The following is a 16,240-nucleotide window of genomic DNA, read 5'->3' on the forward strand; positions in this document are numbered from 1 at the left end:
CCCTGGCGTCGCGATCATAAGGCCTTTTGATATCACGTTTTCGTCTTACGCAAATTTTCCACAGGCCGATACCGTCTAGAAGCAAGGACTGCTGCCCTATTGAGCAGCGCTTTTGGAGGGAGCCAGAAGATGAGCTTGAGAAGCATGAATATCGCGCCCAGGGCCGGCCTGGGCTTCGGCCTGGTGGCGGCGCTGGTGTTTGCCTTGGGTGCGTTTGCCTTGATGCAGATGACCAGCATGCGCCAGCAGTCCGAGCAGGTCGACAGCAACTGGTTGCCCAGCGTGATCTCGGTCGGGCAGATGACCCAGGACATGTTGCGCATCCGCGCCTTGACCCTGCGCCTTTTGGTCAATCGCGATGCTGCGGCGCTGGAGCAGAACAAGTCGCGCATCGAAGAGATCAAGTCCGGCTTGGACAAGGCCCAGCAGAAGTACCAGGCGCTGATCGTCCTGCCTGAAGAGCAGACGCTGTTCGACCGCTACCTGGACCTGGAGCGGCGCTACCTCAAGCTGCAGGCCCAGGTGGTGCAGTTGTCCACCGAGCACCGGGTGGAAGAGGCGGTGGCCATGGTCAATGGCGAGATGAACCAGCTCGCCGACCAGATGACCGCCAGCCTCAACGAGCTGATCGCGCTCAATAATCAGCATGCCAACAGCGCCACCGACCTTGCCGAAGTCGTCTACACGCAGGCGCGGATCTGGGTGATCGGCTTGCTGATCGCCGCCGTAGTGCTCACCGTGGTGTTGGCCCTGACTCTGACCCGCAGCATCGTCCGGCCACTGGCGCAGTCGCTGCAGGTCGCCGAAGTGGTCGCCACCGGTGACCTGACCCCGCAGATCTCGGTGCAGGGCAAGGATGAGCCGGCGCGCTTACTGGCGGCCTTGAAACAGATGCAGCAAAGCCTGCGCGATACCATCGGGCGCATCTCCGATTCTTCCAGCCAGCTGGCCTCGGCCTCCGAAGAGCTCAGCGCGGTAACCGAAGATGCCACCCGCGGGCTGATGCAGCAAAGCCAGGAAATCGAACAGGCGGCCACCGCGGTCAACCAGATGACCACGGCAGTGGAGGAGGTGGCGAGCAATGCCGTGGCCACCTCCGAAGCCTCGCGCGAGTCCGACCGCATCGCCCGTCAAGGGCGCGAGCAGGTGCGCCTGACCGTGACCTCAATCGAAGACCTGGCCGCTGGCGTCACCGCCAACGCCGAAGAGGTCGGGCAACTGGCGCAACAGGTGCATGGCATTACCAAGGTGCTGGATGTGATCGGCGCGATTGCCGAGCAAACCAACCTGCTGGCCCTGAACGCGGCGATTGAGGCGGCGCGCGCCGGTGATGCCGGGCGCGGTTTTGCCGTGGTGGCTGACGAGGTGCGGGCACTGGCCCATCGCACCCAGCAGTCGACCCGGGAAATCGAGCAGATGATCGACGGCATCCAGCAGGGCACCAATCGTGCGGTCGAGGGCATGCAGCAGACCAACGAGCGGGCGCGCGGCACCCTGGAAGGCGCACATGCCGCCGGGGCGGCGCTGGAGGAGATTGCCGCGGCCATCAGCCTGATCAACGAGCGCAACCTGGTGATCGCCAGTGCCTCGGAGCAGCAGGCGCAGGTGGCGCGGGAGGTGGATCGCAACCTGACCAATATTCGCGACCTGGCGATGCAGACGTCGGCGGGGGCGAATCAGACCAATGCGGCGAGCCAGGCGTTGTCACAGCTGGCGATTGAGCTCAATGGGCTGGTGGGGCGCTTTTCGGTGTAAGGCACAAACAAAAACGCCCCGACGAGTCGGGGCGTTTTGAGTGCAAGGGGCCAGCCCTTACTTGCCAGCCCAGCGCTTGAGTACCAGGGTAGCGTTGGTGCCGCCGAAACCGAAGCTGTTGCTCATCACGGTATCGATCTTGGCGTTTTCCTGGGTCTTGGTCAGCACCGGCAGGTCGGCCACTTCCGGGTCCAGCTCGTCGATGTTGGCGGAACCGGCAATGAAGTTGCCCTCCATCATCAGCATGCAGTAGATCGCTTCGTGAACGCCGGCGGCGCCCAGGGAGTGACCGGACAGGCTCTTGGTCGAGCTGATGGCCGGAGCCTTGTCGCCGAACACTTCGCGAACGCCCTTCATCTCGGCAACGTCGCCCACCGGGGTCGAGGTGCCGTGGGTGTTCAGGTAGTCGATCGGGGTGTCGACGGTGGACATGGCCATCTGCATGCAGCGGATTGCGCCTTCGCCGCTTGGCGCGACCATGTCGTAGCCATCGGACGTCGCGCCGTAGCCGACGATTTCGGCGTAGATCTTGGCGCCACGGGCCAGGGCGTGTTCCAGCTCTTCAACCACGACCATGCCGCCACCGCCGGCGATGACGAAACCGTCACGGTCAGCGTCGTAGGCGCGGGAGGCTTTTTCCGGGGTGTCGTTGCGCTTGCTGGACAGGGCGCCCATGGCGTCGAACAGGAACGACTGGCTCCAGTGCTCTTCTTCACCGCCACCGGCGAAGACGATGTCCTGCTTGCCCATCTGGATCTGTTCCATCGCGGTACCGATGCAGTGAGCACTGGTGGCGCAGGCCGAGGCGATGGAGTAGTTCAGGCCCTTGATCTTGAACGGGGTGGCCAGGCACGCCGAGACGGTGCTGCTCATGGTCCGGGTGACGCGGTACGGGCCAACGCGCTTGACGCCTTTCTCGCGCAGGATGTCCAGCGCTTCCATCTGGTTCAGGGTCGAGGCGCCGCCGGAGCCTGCGATCAGGCCGGTACGCGGGTTGGAAACCTGCTCTTCGGTCAGGCCCGAGTCCTTGATCGCGTCGGCCATTGCCAGGTAGGCATAGGCAGCGGCGTGACCAACGAAGCGGTAGATTTTACGGTCGATCAGTTCTTCGAGGTTGAGGTCGATGGAGCCGGAAACCTGGCTACGCAGACCCATTTCGGCATATTCCGGGTTGAATCGGATGCCAGGGCGGCTTGCACGCAGGTTGGCGGAGACGGTCTCTTTGTCATTGCCCAGGCACGAAACGATGCCCAGACCAGTGATAACGACGCGGCGCATGCGGATAACCCTTAGAAGTTGTCAGTGGAGGTGAAGACGCCGACCCGGAGGCCTTCGGCGGTGTAGATCTCGCGACCGTCGACGCTGACCGAACCATCGGCGATGGCCATGTTCAGCTTGCCTTTGAGGACGCGCTTGATATGAATGTTGTAGGTGACTTTCTTGGCGGTCGGCAGGACCTGGCCAAAGAATTTCACTTCGCCCGAACCCAGGGCGCGGCCACGGCCCGGCAAGCCTTGCCAGCCGAGGTAGAAACCGACCAGCTGCCACATGGCATCCAGGCCCAGGCAGCCCGGCATCACCGGATCACCTTCGAAGTGGCAGGCGAAGAACCACAGGTCCGGGGTGATATCCAGCTCGGCGACCAATTCACCTTTGCCGTACTTGCCACCCTCGGCGCTGATATGGGTGATGCGATCAACCATCAGCATGTTCGGGGCGGGCAGTTGCGCGTTACCTGGGCCGAACAGCTCACCGCGACTGCAGCGCAGCAGGTCTTCCCGAGTAAAGGCGTTTTGTTTGGTCATGCGAGCTCCTCAATAGTCCCCGTGCGGCAGGGGGCAAATCTTCCCGGCCGTCCCAAAACGCTAGCGTTTGAGCCGGCAGCCTACACATAGACTATTGCGTTGTAGTGAAAGTCACAGCGCACGGGGCAAAGAAGTACACTTGTGCACTGAAATTTTATTTTCAAGCCCTTCGCGGCGCTTGTCCAGTCTCTTAGACTGCCGCAATTTAGCATTTATCGCCAGTCACAGCTGTCTGACCGGGCAGCCAGCGTTGCAGAATTTGCTGCAGATCAGTGCGTTTGAACGGCTTGGCCAGGTAGTCGTTCATGCCGGCGTTCAGGCAACGCTCGCGATCGCCCTGCAAGGCATTGGCGGTCAGGGCGATGATCGGCATGGCCGCCGCCTGTGGCAGCAGGCGAATGCGCCGGGTGGCCTCGTAGCCATCGATGATCGGCAGGCGGCAATCCATCAGTGCGGCGGCAAAGCGCTGACGTCCGGCCTGGGCCACGGCTTGGGCGCCATCAACTGCAACGCAGACTTCAAAGCCCAGGCTGCGCAGCATCGCTTCGATCACCGTCTGGTTCACCGGATTGTCCTCGACCAGCAGGATCCGTCGGCCCTGGCCGTCGTCTTCGGGGCGGGTCAGGCCACTGGGCAGGCGCGGCGTTTGCGCGGTCGACAGGGCCAGGGGCATTTCCAGGGTAAAGGTCGAGCCCAGGCCTTCACGGCTTTCGCCGCGCAGGGTTCCGCCCATCCGCTCGGCCAGGGTGCGGGCGATCGACAGGCCCAGGCCGGTGCCGCCATAACGGCGTGAGATCGAGCTGTCGGCTTGCTGGAAGGCAACGAACATCATCTCCAGGCGGGTGCTGTCGATGCCGATGCCGGTGTCGCGCACCGCGCAGGTGAACCAGACCAGCTGGCGGTCGAGCACCTGCCAGCGCGGTTCGATGTGCACGCTGCCGCGCTCGGTGAACTTCAGGGCGTTGCCGATCAGGTTGAGCAGCACCTGGCGAATGCGCGTCGGGTCGCCCACCACTTGCAGTTGTTCCATGCCCGGCGGCAGGCGCAGCTCCAGCTCCAGCTGGCGCTGCTGGGCCAGGTGCTGGAACGACTGCACGCTGCTGCCGATCAGCTCGCCGAGGTTGAAGTCGATATGCTCAAGCTCGAGGTTGGTGCGCTCGATGCGCGAGAAATCGAGGATATCGTTGATGACCTTGAGCAGGTGCCCGGTCGACTCGCTGGCCACCGCGGTGTATTCGGCCTGCTCCTCGTTGAGCGGGGTTGTTTCCAGAAGTTGCAGCATGCCCATGACGCCGTTCATGGGCGTGCGCAGTTCGTGGCTCATCATCGCCAGGAAGTCGGATTTGGCCTTGTTCGCCTGTTCGGCTTCTTCGCGGGCCTGGATCAGCTGCGACATGGCTTGCTGTTGTTCATGGCTGGCCGTGCCCAGGGCGCTGGCAAGGTTGTTGATGTGCCGCGCCAGATGGCCCAGTTCGCTGTCGTCGACCACCGGCAGCGGCGCATTGAACTGCCCTTGCTGGATGGCCTTGACCGCATGGCCCATGTCGCTGATCGGCTTGGCCAGGCTCAGGGCCAGGCGCCGGGCGAGGATAAAGGTGAACAGCAGGGCAAACAGCGCGAGGATCCCGGCCTTGACCACGATTTCCTGCTGGCGCTCGCTGAAGGCGTCGTCCGACATGCCGACGATTACCCGGCCCAGATAGTCGTCACCGATGCTCCTGGCCGGTGCGTTGCTGTGCAAAAAGTCGTTGTCCAGGCGGATCTGCTGCAGGCGAATGGGGGCCTGGAACACTTCGACTTGCTGTGCGCGGTTGTTGCTTTCGTCCGGCTGCTCGACATACACGAGGATATGGTTGCTGCTGTCCTGGACCTCGAGAAAGCGCACGTGGGGGATGCTCAAGGTCGCGCGCATGAGGCTTTCGAGCACTTCGTTATTACCGGCGATTACCCCGTATTCGGAGGCCGGGGCCAACTGGTTGGCGATCAACTGACCGGTGTGGTTGAGCTCCTGGCGCAAATCCTGGATACGCACGAAGGTAAAGAAGCTGATCAGCAGCAGGGTCAGCAACAGGGCCGGGCCGAGGCTGATGATCTGCGTGCGGGTGTGGATGTCCCAGCTCAGGCGCCGTCTCATGGTGTGCTTTCTCCTTCGGCCAGGGCCAGGGCGGCGGCGGACGGGTCAATCGCTTCGATGCCCAGGGCGCGGGCCACCTGCTGGTTGCCGAGCACGTTGAAGTGATCCGGATAGAGCGTGCGTGGCCAGCGATTGGGGGCCTGGTTGAGCAGCTGCTCGAGCACCGCCAGCCAGTCGTCCTGATCGCTCAGGGTACTGGCCAGGGCGCCGGCCTTGACGAAGCCGGCATTAGGCCCGATCAGCGCCATTTGCCGGCCATAGCTGCTGAGTAGAACGTTTTTCGCCGTTTTCGAGTTGTACAACTGTGGATCGTCGATGCCCAGCAGTACATCGCTGTTTTGCAGAAGACTTTGCAGTGGGCGGCTGTCGCGCAGGTCTGGCCAGGCTTCGGCGATGATCTCCAGGCCCAACGGGCTGGCCGCCTTGCGCAACTCGTCGAGCAGAAACTGGCTGTGCTCGGCATACAGCACGCCCACGCGCTTGGCCTGCGGCAACAGGTAGCGGGTCAGGCGCAGCTGGCGGGCCAGCGGCGGGTCGCTCCATAGCAGGCTCAGGTAAGGCGGGCGCAGGCTGCCCAGACGCTGTTGGGCCTGGACGCGGCTGACGCGCAAGGCCAGCGCCGGTGGACCGGCGCTTTCGCTCAGGCGCCATTCGAGGCTGGCGCCATCGAGCAGGATCAAGCGGGTGGCGGCTTTAATCTGGCTCGGTCGTGGCAGCTCGGCCACCGGCACGAAGCGCACCTGGTCGGCCGGGCGGCGCTCGCGCAAGGCCTCGACGAAGCTGCGTACGCCGGGGTTGTCCTGGCTGGCAGTGAGCAGGATCTCACTGGCCGACAGGCTGCCCAGGGGCCACAGGCAGACCAGCAGCAGCCAGCGCCGCAGGCGGCGCATCAGAACGCCAGCTCCGCACTGAAAGACAGCACGTGACGGCTGTCGTAGCGGTTGTCGTAGATGGTCGTCGGCTCGTCATCCAGGCGCTGCTGGAGCATGCCGGCCAGCTCCAGGCTGGTACGATTCCAGCGAAGGTGCTTGGCCACGCGTAAATCGACGCGTTCGAAGCGGTACTGGTTGAGGGCATCGTCGCCGTAGTAGAACAGCGCACTGGACCAGCCGCCGCCCCAGTCCCGCAGCCAGCCGGCCGAACCGCTGTTGTGGGCGCTCAGGCGCCGGTCGGCCGGGTTGCTGGCCCAGGCATCGACGTAGGCGTAGGTCAGGCGCAGGCGATCGGCCGGGCTCAGGCGCCAGTCCAGCTGCGCTTCGCTGCCGCTGAAGCGGGCCTTGTTGCTGTTGCTGGCAATGTACTGGTTGTTGCGCAGCGGTTCGCTGATCATGCCGGTGATTTCGTCGTAGAACAGCTTGAGGTCGACGCTCAGGTCGGCATCGGCGAAGTAACCGTTATAGCCCAGTTCCCGCGAGCGCATGCGCTCTTGCTCGAGATCGCCCGGGCCGCGGGTCTTGACGAAGTAATCGGCGTCGCGCTGGCCGAAGGCGCCAGGTTCCAGGTTATTGACCCGGTAGCTCCAGTTGACGTTGTTCTCGAACATGTCCGGCGAGCGCACCGCCTCCGAGTACACCGCGCGCAGGCCATGGCGCGGGGTGATCAGGTAGTTGACCGCCACCCGCGGGGTCAGCGAGCTGCCGGACAGCCGGGCATCTTCGTACATGGCCCCGCCCTGGAGGATCCAGTGCTCGTCGGCGCGCCATTCCAGGTGGCCGAACAGGCGCCAGGTGCTGTCGTCGAGGCTGCCATTGAAGTAAGTCTGCGAGTCGGCGCGGTCGTAGCGGTAATTGGCGCCACTGACCAGGCGCAGGCTGTCGGACAGGCTCAGGGTGTCCTGCACTTCAAGGTCGTAGCGGGTTTCCCGGGTGCTCTGGTCGATGTCGCCGCACACCTGCTGCGCGCCGCCGTTGCGCCATTGCTGCTGGACTTGCGTGGCCAGCGCGGTCTCCTCGCTGCTGCCGGCGGGCAGGGGTGAGGCGATGTTGCGCGCCACCTGCTCGGCGTAGTTCGGGTTCAGGCGCCAGAGCTGGGTCAGTTGCGGGCTGAACGACAGCGCCGCATCGCAGGCGCGCCACACCTGTTCACGTTCCCAGTGCTGGGCCGAGCCGTGGATGTACAGGCTATGGTTCGGGTTGAAGTCGATGTTCCAGCGCAGCGAGCCGGCGTAATCCTTGGCGTTGAGGTCGGCGTTGTTGCCGGCGGCAGTAACATAGGGAAACACCGGTTTATAGGTATAAGGACGCTGGTCACTGCCTTCTTTGGCCGCGAACTGCCACTCCAGGCTCTGGTTGCTGGCCAGGGTGTGGCTGGCGCTGAGGCTCAAGCGGTTCAGGCGGCGGCTGTCGCGGTAGTCCTGGCCCAGGTGGTTCTCGTCGAAGCCGTCGTCCTGCATGCCCGACAATGACAGACGCAGGTCGCCACCGTCCCAGCCCAGGCCCTGGCTTGCGTACCAGTCATTGATGCCGCGCTGGCCACGGGTGACTTTCAAGCGCGTGCCGTGGCTGTCGGCCGGGCTGCGGGTAAGGATATTGACCACCGCCATCAGCGCATTGGCGCCGTAACTGACGGTGTTGGGGCCGCGGAACACCTCAATGCGCTCGATGTCTTCCATGGCCAGCGGGATATCGCTCCAGTCCACCGTGGCCAGGCCTGCGCGGTACACCGAGCGGCCGTCGATCAGCACCTGCATGCGCCGGGCATCGTTGACGTTGCTGCCGTGGTAGTTGACCGTCGGCTGGTTGCCGGCGCCGTAGCCGATCATCATCCCCGGCACCAGGCGCAGCAGTTCGGGTATGTCGCGGGCGCCGCTGGCGCGGATCAGCTCGTTGTCGAGCACGGTCATGCTGCCCGGCACCGCCGCTGGCGATTGCTTGAGGCGGGTGGCGGTGAGCACTTGCGGCAAAGCCTGGCTGTCGACGAACAGGTCGTCAGCCACACTGGGGCCGCTGAGCAGGGCAGTCAGCAGTAATAAAGGGCGTTTGCAGGTCGGGCCAAAAGACACAGTGCGGCCTTGGTAACAGGTTCAAGTCGGGCATGTTAACCGAGTGGTGGGCATTTTCCAGTCATGGCGCGACGCTACCCAGCGGCGATTCGGTCATCTGCCACTGGCTCTGGCACCGGCGCTCCGTATAATGCGCAGGTCGCCACTTAAATTGGTTTTAACGGATTGGATATGACTGAACAGCAGCCTGTTGCAGTTCTGGGAGGCGGGAGTTTTGGCACCGCCGTGGCGAATCTGCTGGCAGAAAACGGTGTTCGGGTGCGCCAATGGATGCGCGACCCCGAGCAGGCCGAGGCCATGCGCAGCAACCGCGAGAACCCGCGCTACCTCAAGGGCATCAAGTTGCATGCCGGGGTCGAGCCGGTCAATGATCTGCTGGCGACCCTGCAGGCCTGCGAGCTGATCTTCGTCGCCTTGCCTTCCAGCGCCCTGCGCAGCGTGCTGGCGCCCCATGCCCAGCTGCTGGTCGGCAAAATGCTGGTCAGCCTGACCAAGGGCATCGAGGCGCAAAGCTTCAAGCTGATGAGCCAGATCCTCGAAGAAATCGCCCCCCAGGCGCGCATCGGCGTGCTGTCCGGGCCGAACCTGGCCCGCGAAGTGGCCGAGCACGCGCTGACCGCCACCGTGGTCGCCAGTGAAGACGAGGCCCTCTGCCAGCAGGTCCAGGCTGTGCTGCACGGGCGCACCTTCCGTGTTTATGCCAGCGGCGACCGCTTTGGTGTCGAGCTGGGCGGGGCGTTGAAGAACGTCTACGCAATCATTGCCGGGATGGCCGTGGCCTTGGGTATGGGCGAGAACACCAAGAGCATGCTGATTACCCGCGCCCTGGCCGAGATGACCCGCTTTGCCGTCAGCCAGGGCGCCAACCCGATGACCTTCCTGGGCCTGGCCGGGGTCGGTGACCTGATCGTCACCTGCTCCTCGCCCAAGAGCCGCAACTACCAGGTCGGTCATGCCCTGGGCCAGGGCCTGAGCCTGGATGAGGCGGTCAGCCGCCTGGGCGAAGTGGCCGAAGGGGTGAACACCCTCAAGGTGCTCAAGGTCAAAGCCCAGGAGGTCCAGGTGTACATGCCCCTGGTCGCCGGCTTGCATGCGATCCTGTTCGAAGGCCGGACCCTGACCCAGGTGATCGAGCTGTTGATGCGTGGCGAGCCGAAAACCGATGTCGACTTTATCTCCACCAGCGGTTTCAACTAAGCAGGAGCAGGACATGAACGATTCTTCAAACCAGACCCAGCGCGAGTCGATCATCTTGCGCGTGCTGTGGATGCTGGTGTTCCTGGTGGTCTGGCAACTGGCCGAGCTGCTGCTCGGTGGCCTGGTGCTGGTGCAACTGATCTACCGGCTTATCTACGGCGCACCGAGTGCCAGCCTGATGAATTTCGGCGACAGCCTCAGCCAGTTCCTGGCCCAGATCGGCCGCTTCGGCAGCTTCCACAGTGACCAGAAGCCCTGGCCATTCGCCGACTGGCCAACCCCGCGTGCGCCTGAAGGCGAGGCTGCCCACAGCGTGCCGCCGGCAGCGCACCCGGTGCGCGACGAAGAGCCGAAGCTGTGAAGTTGTGGGTGCTGCGTCACGGCGAAGCCGAGCAGCGGGCCAACACCGATGCCGAGCGCCGTCTGACCGCCCATGGCCGCGAGCAGGTGCTGCGCAGCGCGGCGCAGTTGCTCGGGCAGCCGCTGCAGGTGATTCTCGCCAGCCCCTATGTGCGCGCCCAGCAGACTGCGGCGCTGGTCCACGAAGCCCTCGGCTTCGGCAAACCGGTGCAGACCGTGCCGTGGCTGACCCCCGATAGTGACCCGCACGCGGTAATCAGTGAGCTGGAGAACCTGGGCGTGAACGAAGTGTTGCTGGTCAGTCACCAGCCGCTGGTGGGCAACCTGGTCAGCCTGCTGGCGCATGGCAGCCGCCAACCTCCGGCGCCGATGAGCACCGCCAGCCTGGCCGAACTCGAGGGTGAGTGGCCGCTGGCGGGGCTGATGACCTTGCGTGGCCTGAATCATCCATAAATCCGCTGATCGACCTAGCATTTTTACCAGTTGTCGTGCCCGGTACACCTTGTTAGCGTGCAATCAAGTTGCGGGGCAGGGTGTCCCAGGGAATTGGACTATGAGCAGTAGACATCTGGATCTGGTGTACTCGGCCGACGTGCAGCCGGCGCTCGACAAGGTGCAAAAGCACCAGGCGCTGGACTTTGCCGAGTACCGCATGTTGCAGGACAGCGCCGACGCCAAGCTCGACTACCTGCTGCGCAAGTTCGAAGGCCAGTACGAGCTGGAGCAACTGCGCCAGGCCAGCATTCGCATGTCACACCTGCTGCAGACCAGTTGCCTGGCCCTGCGCCGGCTTGAGCTCGATGTCGAAGACAAGCGTCGCGCCCGCGAAGCCCTCGAGCAGCAACTGGCCTATATGCAGGCCTGCCTGCGCCGCTCGATGGCCAGTTTCGGCGAGTATTGACCTGATTGCCGTCGCCGATGGCTTTTCCGGACATTGCCGCCACGGGCACGGTTGCCGACAATGAGCCATCACTTCCTTCTGGATTGGCGGCCATGTCGCAGCAGATCTTCTTCGCCCATGCCAATGGCTTTCCCTCGGCCACCTACGGCAAGCTCTTTGCGGCGCTGGCGCCGGACTATCAGGTCAGCCACCTGGCCCAGCATGCCCACGATCCGCGCTTTCCGGTCAACGACAACTGGCAGAACCTGGTCGACGAGCTGATCCATCACCTGGAGCAACAGCCGGGCCCGGTCTGGGGCGTCGGGCATTCTTTGGGGGGTGTGTTGCATCTGCATGCGGCGCTGCGCTGCCCGCAGTACTACCGCGGCGTGGTGATGCTCGATTCGCCGGTGTTGACCCGGGTCGACCAGTGGCTGATCCAGGCCGCCAAGCGCATGGGCTTCATCGATCGCATCACCCCGGCCGGGCGCACCCTGGGCCGCCGCGAAGCCTTTGCCGACCGTGACAGCGCACGGGCCTATTTCGCTGGCAAAACGCTGTTCCGCCATTTCGATTCCGAATGCCTGGACGCCTACCTTGAGCATGGCCTGCAGCCCGGCGCAGACGGCTTGCGCCTGCGCTTTGACCCGGCTACCGAGATCAGCATCTACCGCAGCCTGCCGCACACCAGCCCGAGCCCGGCCAAACAGCTGCAGCTGCCCCTGGCCATGGTCCGTGGCAGCCACAGCCGGGTGGTCAAGCGCCATCACGCCCTGGCCGTGCGTGGCATGCCCAGGGGCGAATACCACAGCCTGCCGGGCGGTCATATGTTTCCGCTGGAGCACCCGAGCGATACCGCCAGCCTGATCAAGGGCCTGTTCGAGCGCTGGCAGGACACCCCGACATGAGCACTGAAATGGAAGAAGTACGCCTGAACCTGGGCCATATCGAGCTGGCCGCGCACCTGTTCGGCCCGGCCGACGGCTTGCCGGTGATTGCCCTGCACGGCTGGCTGGACAACGCCAACAGCTTTGCCCGCCTGGCGCCCCGGCTCAAGGGCCTGCGCATCCTCGCCCTGGACCTGGCCGGCCATGGCCATTCCGAGCATCGCCCGGCCGGCGCCGGCTACGCCCTGGCCGACTACGCCCACGATGTACTGCGGGTGGCCGAGCAGATGGGCTGGGAGCGTTTTGCCCTGCTCGGGCACTCGCTGGGGGCGATCATTTCGGTGCTGCTGGCCGGCGCCTTGCCCGAACGCATCACCCGCCTGGCCTTGATCGACGGGGTCATCCCGCCCACCAGCGGCCCGCAGGATGCCGCCGAACGCATGGGCATGGCCCTGCAGGCGCAACTGCGCCTGGACAGCAAGCGCAAGGCCGTGCACCCGACCCTCGAGCAGGCCATCGAGGCACGCATGAAGGGCCTGGTGGCGGTCAGCCGCGAGGCGGCCGAGCTACTTGCCCAGCGTGGGCTGATGCCGGTACCCGGTGGCTACACTTGGCGCAGCGACAGCCGCCTGACCCTGCCATCGCCCACGCGACTGAACCAGGCCCAGGCCATGAGCTTCGTGCAGCGCATCGCCTGCCCGGCGAAACTGGTGGTGGCCGCCGACGGCATGCTGGCGCGCCACAGCGAGTTGCTCGAGCAGCTACCCTTTGAGCGAGAACAACTGCCGGGCGGTCATCATCTGCACCTGAATGACGAGGCCGGCGCAACCCTTGTTGCAGACTGTTTCAATCGCTTCTTTGGCATTTCTTGACTTGTGACCGGCAACTGTCGAGGCTTGGCGGGTTGAACAGGGAGACAACCATGAACGAGCAAGACAACGCCACATCATTTGACCACCTTGACGCCCCGCGCTCGGTGACGAGCCTATGAGGCTCAAATTGCTTACCCGGGCGGCCATGGCCGGGCTCGGCGTTCTCGCCAGCCTGCCGTTGCTGGCCGACGGCCTGCCGGTTCCGCTGGACGCCAAGGTGGTCGATCAGCGCGCGGCTGTACAGCAGGAGCGCATCTACCCCTTGGGCGGCCTGCGCAAGATCAGCAATCAGCTGCGGGTCGAGGGCAAGATCGAAAGCCGCGGCCAGGTCAGCTCCACCACCTATGAGCTGCCCCGCGAGCGCAGTGCCAACGAAGCCTTCACCGCCGCCCGCGAAGCCCTGCAGAACGATGGCGGTTATCCGTTGTTCTGGTGCCAGGCGCGTGATTGTGGCGAGAACAGCCTGTGGGCCAACGAGGTGTTCAAGAACCGCACGTTGTCGGGTGCCGACGAGCAACAGGCGTTCATTCTGCTGCGCCGCTCCGCCGAGCAGAGCAACACCCTGGTCGCCCTGTACAGCATCACCCGTGGCAACAAGCGTGCTTACCTGCACGTCGAAGAGTTCGTCGCCGATGCGCCCCTGGGCGAGTTGCTGCCCACGCCCGCCACCTTGATGCGCGAACTGCTCGACACCGGCAAGCTCGACTACCCTGATTTGAACGGCAAGCCGCCCGCGGCCTGGGTCAAGCTGATCGGACGCAGCCTGAACAACAACACCACCTTGCGTGTGAGCCTGAGCGGGGCCAAGGCGCAAGACTGGCGTGAGCAACTGGTAAGGGCCGGGGTACGTTCGGCGCGACTGGAAGTGGGTAGCGCCGAGACTGATGGTTTCCACGTCGAACTGATTCGTTGATCGAGAAACATGATGCCCAATAATGACCGCCTGCTGGTGCAGATCATCCTGCTGGCGCTGCTTGGCGCAGGCCTCTGGGTGATGGCACCGTTCATTTCGGCGCTGCTCTGGGGGGCCATCCTGGCCTACGCCAGCTGGCCGCTGATGCGCCTGTTGACGCGCCTGCTCGGCGGTCGCGAAACCCTCGCCGCAGGGTTGTTGACCACCTTGTGGATATTGCTGGTGGCGTTGCCGCTGGTGTGGCTGGGCTTCAACCTGGCCGACCATATTCGCGATGCCACCGCCTTCGTGCGCGACGTGCAGGTCGATGGCCTGCCCGATGCGCCGGGCTGGCTGGGCAGCGTGCCTTTTGTCGGCGAGCGCCTGGTGGGCATGTGGAACACCATTGACCAGCAAGGCGCGGCGTTGCTGGTCACCATCAAGCCGTACCTGGGCCAGGTCGGCAACTGGCTGCTGGCGCGCAGCGCGCAGATCGGCAGCGGCATTCTCGAGCTGACCCTGAGCCTGGTCTTCGTGTTCTTCTTCTACCGTGACGGGCCGCGCCTGGCGGCGTTTGTCCTGCGCTTGCTGGACCGCCTGATCGGCGAGCGCGCCGAGTACTACCTCGAACTGGTGGCAGGTACCGTGCAACGGGTGGTCAACGGCGTGATCGGCACCGCTGCGGCGCAAGCGGTACTGGCGCTGATCGGCTTCCTGATTGCCGGTGTGCCAGGGGCGCTGGTGCTGGGGATTGTCACCTTCATGCTCAGCCTGATTCCCATGGGCCCACCGCTGGCCTGGGTGCCGGCTACCGCCTGGCTGGCCTGGCAGGGCGAGTACGGCATGGCGGTGTTCCTCGGCCTCTGGGGTACCTTCATCATTAGCGGCGTCGACAACGTGCTCAAACCCTACCTGATCAGCCGTGGCGGTAACCTGCCGCTGGTGATCGTCTTGCTCGGGGTGTTTGGCGGCTTGCTGGCCTTCGGCTTTATCGGCCTGTTCATCGGCCCGACCTTGCTGGCGGTGGCCTACAGCCTGTTGCTCGATTGGTCGCGCAGCGGGCCGGTGGCGCCGCCGCGTACCTGAGTTGATGGCCTAGAGCTGGGGGGCGGTGTTCTTCACCACCGCCAGCTCCGGGTGGGCGACCAGCTTGTCGATGTGCAGCTCGTCGTTGTTCATCCAGGTTTCGGTCAGCACCCGGTAGTGCTCCATGTCACGGCAGCGCATGCGCAAGCTGTAGTCGAAGTGGCCACTGATCAGCTGGCAGTCGAACACCTGCGGGCAGGCGCGCACGCAGGCCTCGAAGGCCTTTTGCGCGGCGCGCCCGCTCTGGTTGGAGAGGGCCACCAGCACCAGCAGCGACAGCCCCGGCGAAACCATCTGCACATCGATGATCGCGCCATAGCCGCGAATCACTCCGCGCCGTTCCAGCTTGCGCACCCGTTCCAGGCATGGGCGAGGGGTGAGGTGCACCAGCGATGAGAGCTTTTCATAGGTGATGCGCCCGTTGTGGCGCAACACATCGATGATCGCTTCGTCGATCCGGTCCAGGGGCGGCGTGGTCTGTGGGCTGTTGACCTTGGTATCCATGCAGGTTCGGCTTCACTTCAAACGGTTGGAAAGAAATTGCTGCAGGCGTTCGCTCTGCGGCCGGTCAAGTATCTCGGCGCTTCCTTGTTCCTCGACCCGGCCCTGATGCAGAAACAGCACCTGGCTCGACACTTGGCGGGCAAAGCCCATCTCGTGGGTGACCATGAGCATGGTACGGCCTTCCTCGGCCAGCGTCTGTATGACTTTCAGCACTTCACCGACCAGTTCCGGGTCGAGGGCCGAGGTCGGTTCATCGAAGAGGATGATTTCCGGCTCCATGGCCAGGGCCCGGGCAATCGCCACCCGCTGTTGCTGGCCACCGGAAAGAAACGCCGGGTACTGGTCAGCGGCGCGGGCCGGCAGGCCGACCTTGTCCAGGTACTTGCGTGCCCGCGCTTCGGCTTCCTGGCTGCTGACCCCGAGCACCCGCCGCGGCGCCATGCAGATGTTCTCAAGCACCGTCATGTGGCTCCACAGGTTGAAGTGCTGGAACACCATGGCCAGGCGCGTGCGCAGGTTCTGCAGCTGCGCCGGGTGCGGCGCCCGGCTGCCGGCGCGGCCCTGGCGCATTTCGATGGACTGCTGATCGAGGGTGATGACCCCGGCATCGGGTTGTTCGAGGAAGTTGATACAGCGCAGCATGGTGCTCTTGCCTGAGCCGCTGGCGCCGATCAGGCTGATCACGTCGCCTTTGCGCGCCTGCAGCGAGACACCCTTGAGCACTTCATGATCGCCGTAGCGTTTGTGCAGGTCGGCAACGCTCAGTTTTACCGTGGCATCGGCGGCGACGTTGGCAATGCGCGGGCTTGGACGTGCGCTGTGAGTGTGTTCGCCGGTCGACAAGGCGTGTGCGGTAGTGGTCATGAG

16 protein-coding genes are annotated in these 16,240 nt (G+C 64.4%); 9 read left to right on the plus strand and 7 right to left on the minus strand.

The features are described 5' to 3' along the window. The first annotated feature begins 129 nt into the window (after window positions 1–129). On the plus strand, window positions 130–1,755 hold the full coding sequence (locus LOY54_RS08750) for a methyl-accepting chemotaxis protein (RefSeq protein WP_045202189.1): 1,626 nt from the start codon (window positions 130–132) through the stop codon (window positions 1,753–1,755). Window positions 1,756–1,812: 57 nt separating this feature from the next. On the opposite strand, the gene fabB is transcribed toward LOY54_RS08750, so the two are convergent. The 5 genes from fabB to LOY54_RS08775 all read right to left on the minus strand — a co-directional run bounded on the left by fabB (window position 1,813) and on the right by LOY54_RS08775 (window position 8,695). Next, window positions 1,813–3,033 (minus strand): beta-ketoacyl-ACP synthase I, encoded by a 1,221-nt coding sequence (fabB, locus tag LOY54_RS08755; RefSeq protein ID WP_045202187.1) that lies wholly within the window; start codon window positions 3,031–3,033, stop codon window positions 1,813–1,815. Between the two features lie 11 nt (window positions 3,034–3,044). Further along, the gene (gene fabA / locus LOY54_RS08760; protein WP_045202185.1) at window positions 3,045–3,560 is read right to left on the minus strand and encodes a 3-hydroxyacyl-[acyl-carrier-protein] dehydratase FabA; all 516 of its coding nucleotides are present in this window, start codon (window positions 3,558–3,560) and stop codon (window positions 3,045–3,047) included. A gap of 205 nt (window positions 3,561–3,765) precedes the next feature. Next, window positions 3,766–5,694 (minus strand): ATP-binding protein, encoded by a 1,929-nt coding sequence (locus LOY54_RS08765; protein WP_258610168.1) that lies wholly within the window; start codon window positions 5,692–5,694, stop codon window positions 3,766–3,768. Then, window positions 5,691–6,584 carry an ABC transporter substrate-binding protein gene (locus LOY54_RS08770; protein ID WP_258610169.1) on the minus strand — a complete coding sequence of 298 codons (894 nt, stop codon included), beginning with the start codon at window positions 6,582–6,584 and terminating at the stop codon, window positions 5,691–5,693. Before LOY54_RS08770 ends, LOY54_RS08765 begins: the two co-directional genes overlap by 4 nt. Further along, window positions 6,584–8,695 carry a TonB-dependent siderophore receptor gene (locus tag LOY54_RS08775; protein ID WP_258610170.1) on the minus strand — a complete coding sequence of 704 codons (2,112 nt, stop codon included), beginning with the start codon at window positions 8,693–8,695 and terminating at the stop codon, window positions 6,584–6,586. The genes LOY54_RS08770 and LOY54_RS08775 overlap by 1 nt, the downstream gene beginning before the upstream one ends. A gap of 171 nt (window positions 8,696–8,866) precedes the next feature. Between LOY54_RS08775 and LOY54_RS08780 the strand changes: the two genes are divergently transcribed. The 8 genes from LOY54_RS08780 to LOY54_RS08815 all read left to right on the plus strand — a co-directional run bounded on the left by LOY54_RS08780 (window position 8,867) and on the right by LOY54_RS08815 (window position 14,869). Then, on the plus strand, window positions 8,867–9,892 hold the full coding sequence (locus tag LOY54_RS08780; RefSeq protein WP_258610171.1) for an NAD(P)H-dependent glycerol-3-phosphate dehydrogenase: 1,026 nt from the start codon (window positions 8,867–8,869) through the stop codon (window positions 9,890–9,892). A gap of 13 nt (window positions 9,893–9,905) precedes the next feature. Then, on the plus strand, window positions 9,906–10,253 hold the full coding sequence (locus LOY54_RS08785) for a DUF4389 domain-containing protein (protein ID WP_045202175.1): 348 nt from the start codon (window positions 9,906–9,908) through the stop codon (window positions 10,251–10,253). After that, on the plus strand, window positions 10,250–10,705 hold the full coding sequence (gene sixA / locus LOY54_RS08790; protein ID WP_045202173.1) for a phosphohistidine phosphatase SixA: 456 nt from the start codon (window positions 10,250–10,252) through the stop codon (window positions 10,703–10,705). Before LOY54_RS08785 ends, sixA begins: the two co-directional genes overlap by 4 nt. Before the next feature lie 100 nt (window positions 10,706–10,805). After that, complete coding sequence (locus tag LOY54_RS08795; RefSeq protein WP_045202171.1) at window positions 10,806–11,153, plus strand: hypothetical protein; 348 nt, start codon at window positions 10,806–10,808, stop codon at window positions 11,151–11,153. 92 nt (window positions 11,154–11,245) lie between these two features. Beyond that, entirely contained in the window at window positions 11,246–12,040 is a 795-nt protein-coding gene (locus LOY54_RS08800) for an alpha/beta fold hydrolase (RefSeq protein ID WP_258610172.1), read from the plus strand. Continuing rightward, the gene (locus LOY54_RS08805; protein WP_258610173.1) at window positions 12,037–12,891 is read left to right on the plus strand and encodes an alpha/beta hydrolase; all 855 of its coding nucleotides are present in this window, start codon (window positions 12,037–12,039) and stop codon (window positions 12,889–12,891) included. Before LOY54_RS08800 ends, LOY54_RS08805 begins: the two co-directional genes overlap by 4 nt. 145 nt (window positions 12,892–13,036) lie before the next feature. Next, window positions 13,037–13,804 (plus strand): DUF4892 domain-containing protein, encoded by a 768-nt coding sequence (locus LOY54_RS08810; RefSeq protein ID WP_258610704.1) that lies wholly within the window; start codon window positions 13,037–13,039, stop codon window positions 13,802–13,804. Between the two features lie 12 nt (window positions 13,805–13,816). Continuing rightward, window positions 13,817–14,869: an AI-2E family transporter gene (locus LOY54_RS08815; RefSeq protein ID WP_045202231.1), complete on the plus strand. Its 1,053-nt coding sequence runs from the start codon at window positions 13,817–13,819 to the stop codon at window positions 14,867–14,869. A 9-nt stretch (window positions 14,870–14,878) separates the two neighbouring features. Here the strand turns inward: LOY54_RS08815 and LOY54_RS08820 are convergent, their stop codons facing one another. Together LOY54_RS08820 and LOY54_RS08825 are read right to left on the minus strand one after the other, a co-directional pair. Next, a complete protein-coding gene (locus tag LOY54_RS08820) occupies window positions 14,879–15,373 on the minus strand; it encodes an Lrp/AsnC family transcriptional regulator (protein WP_010224632.1) in 495 nt (164 codons plus the stop codon). A gap of 12 nt (window positions 15,374–15,385) precedes the next feature. Beyond that, entirely contained in the window at window positions 15,386–16,237 is an 852-nt protein-coding gene (locus LOY54_RS08825; RefSeq protein WP_258610174.1) for an ABC transporter ATP-binding protein, read from the minus strand. Between the last annotated feature and the right edge of the window lie 3 nt (window positions 16,238–16,240).

It is taken from the genome of Pseudomonas sp. B21-032 (assembly GCF_024748965.1).
GTDB lineage: Bacteria > Pseudomonadota > Gammaproteobacteria > Pseudomonadales > Pseudomonadaceae > Aquipseudomonas.

Bases quoted from the DNA above. Each gene is read 5' to 3' on its own strand.
- LOY54_RS08750 (WP_045202189.1), top strand. From the start codon at position 130: ATGAGCTTGAGAAGCATGAATATCGCGCCCAGGGCCGGCCTGGGCTTC.
- fabB (WP_045202187.1), bottom strand. From the start codon at position 3,033: ATGCGCCGCGTCGTTATCACTGGTCTGGGCATCGTTTCGTGCCTGGGC.
- fabA (WP_045202185.1), bottom strand. From the start codon at position 3,560: ATGACCAAACAAAACGCCTTTACTCGGGAAGACCTGCTGCGCTGCAGT.
- LOY54_RS08765 (WP_258610168.1), bottom strand. From the start codon at position 5,694: ATGAGACGGCGCCTGAGCTGGGACATCCACACCCGCACGCAGATCATC.
- LOY54_RS08770 (WP_258610169.1), bottom strand. From the start codon at position 6,584: ATGCGCCGCCTGCGGCGCTGGCTGCTGCTGGTCTGCCTGTGGCCCCTG.
- LOY54_RS08780 (WP_258610171.1), top strand. From the start codon at position 8,867: ATGACTGAACAGCAGCCTGTTGCAGTTCTGGGAGGCGGGAGTTTTGGC.
- LOY54_RS08785 (WP_045202175.1), top strand. From the start codon at position 9,906: ATGAACGATTCTTCAAACCAGACCCAGCGCGAGTCGATCATCTTGCGC.
- LOY54_RS08795 (WP_045202171.1), top strand. From the start codon at position 10,806: ATGAGCAGTAGACATCTGGATCTGGTGTACTCGGCCGACGTGCAGCCG.
- LOY54_RS08800 (WP_258610172.1), top strand. From the start codon at position 11,246: ATGTCGCAGCAGATCTTCTTCGCCCATGCCAATGGCTTTCCCTCGGCC.
- LOY54_RS08805 (WP_258610173.1), top strand. From the start codon at position 12,037: ATGAGCACTGAAATGGAAGAAGTACGCCTGAACCTGGGCCATATCGAG.
- LOY54_RS08810 (WP_258610704.1), top strand. From the start codon at position 13,037: ATGGCCGGGCTCGGCGTTCTCGCCAGCCTGCCGTTGCTGGCCGACGGC.
- LOY54_RS08815 (WP_045202231.1), top strand. From the start codon at position 13,817: ATGCCCAATAATGACCGCCTGCTGGTGCAGATCATCCTGCTGGCGCTG.
- LOY54_RS08820 (WP_010224632.1), bottom strand. From the start codon at position 15,373: ATGGATACCAAGGTCAACAGCCCACAGACCACGCCGCCCCTGGACCGG.
- LOY54_RS08825 (WP_258610174.1), bottom strand. From the start codon at position 16,237: ATGACCACTACCGCACACGCCTTGTCGACCGGCGAACACACTCACAGC.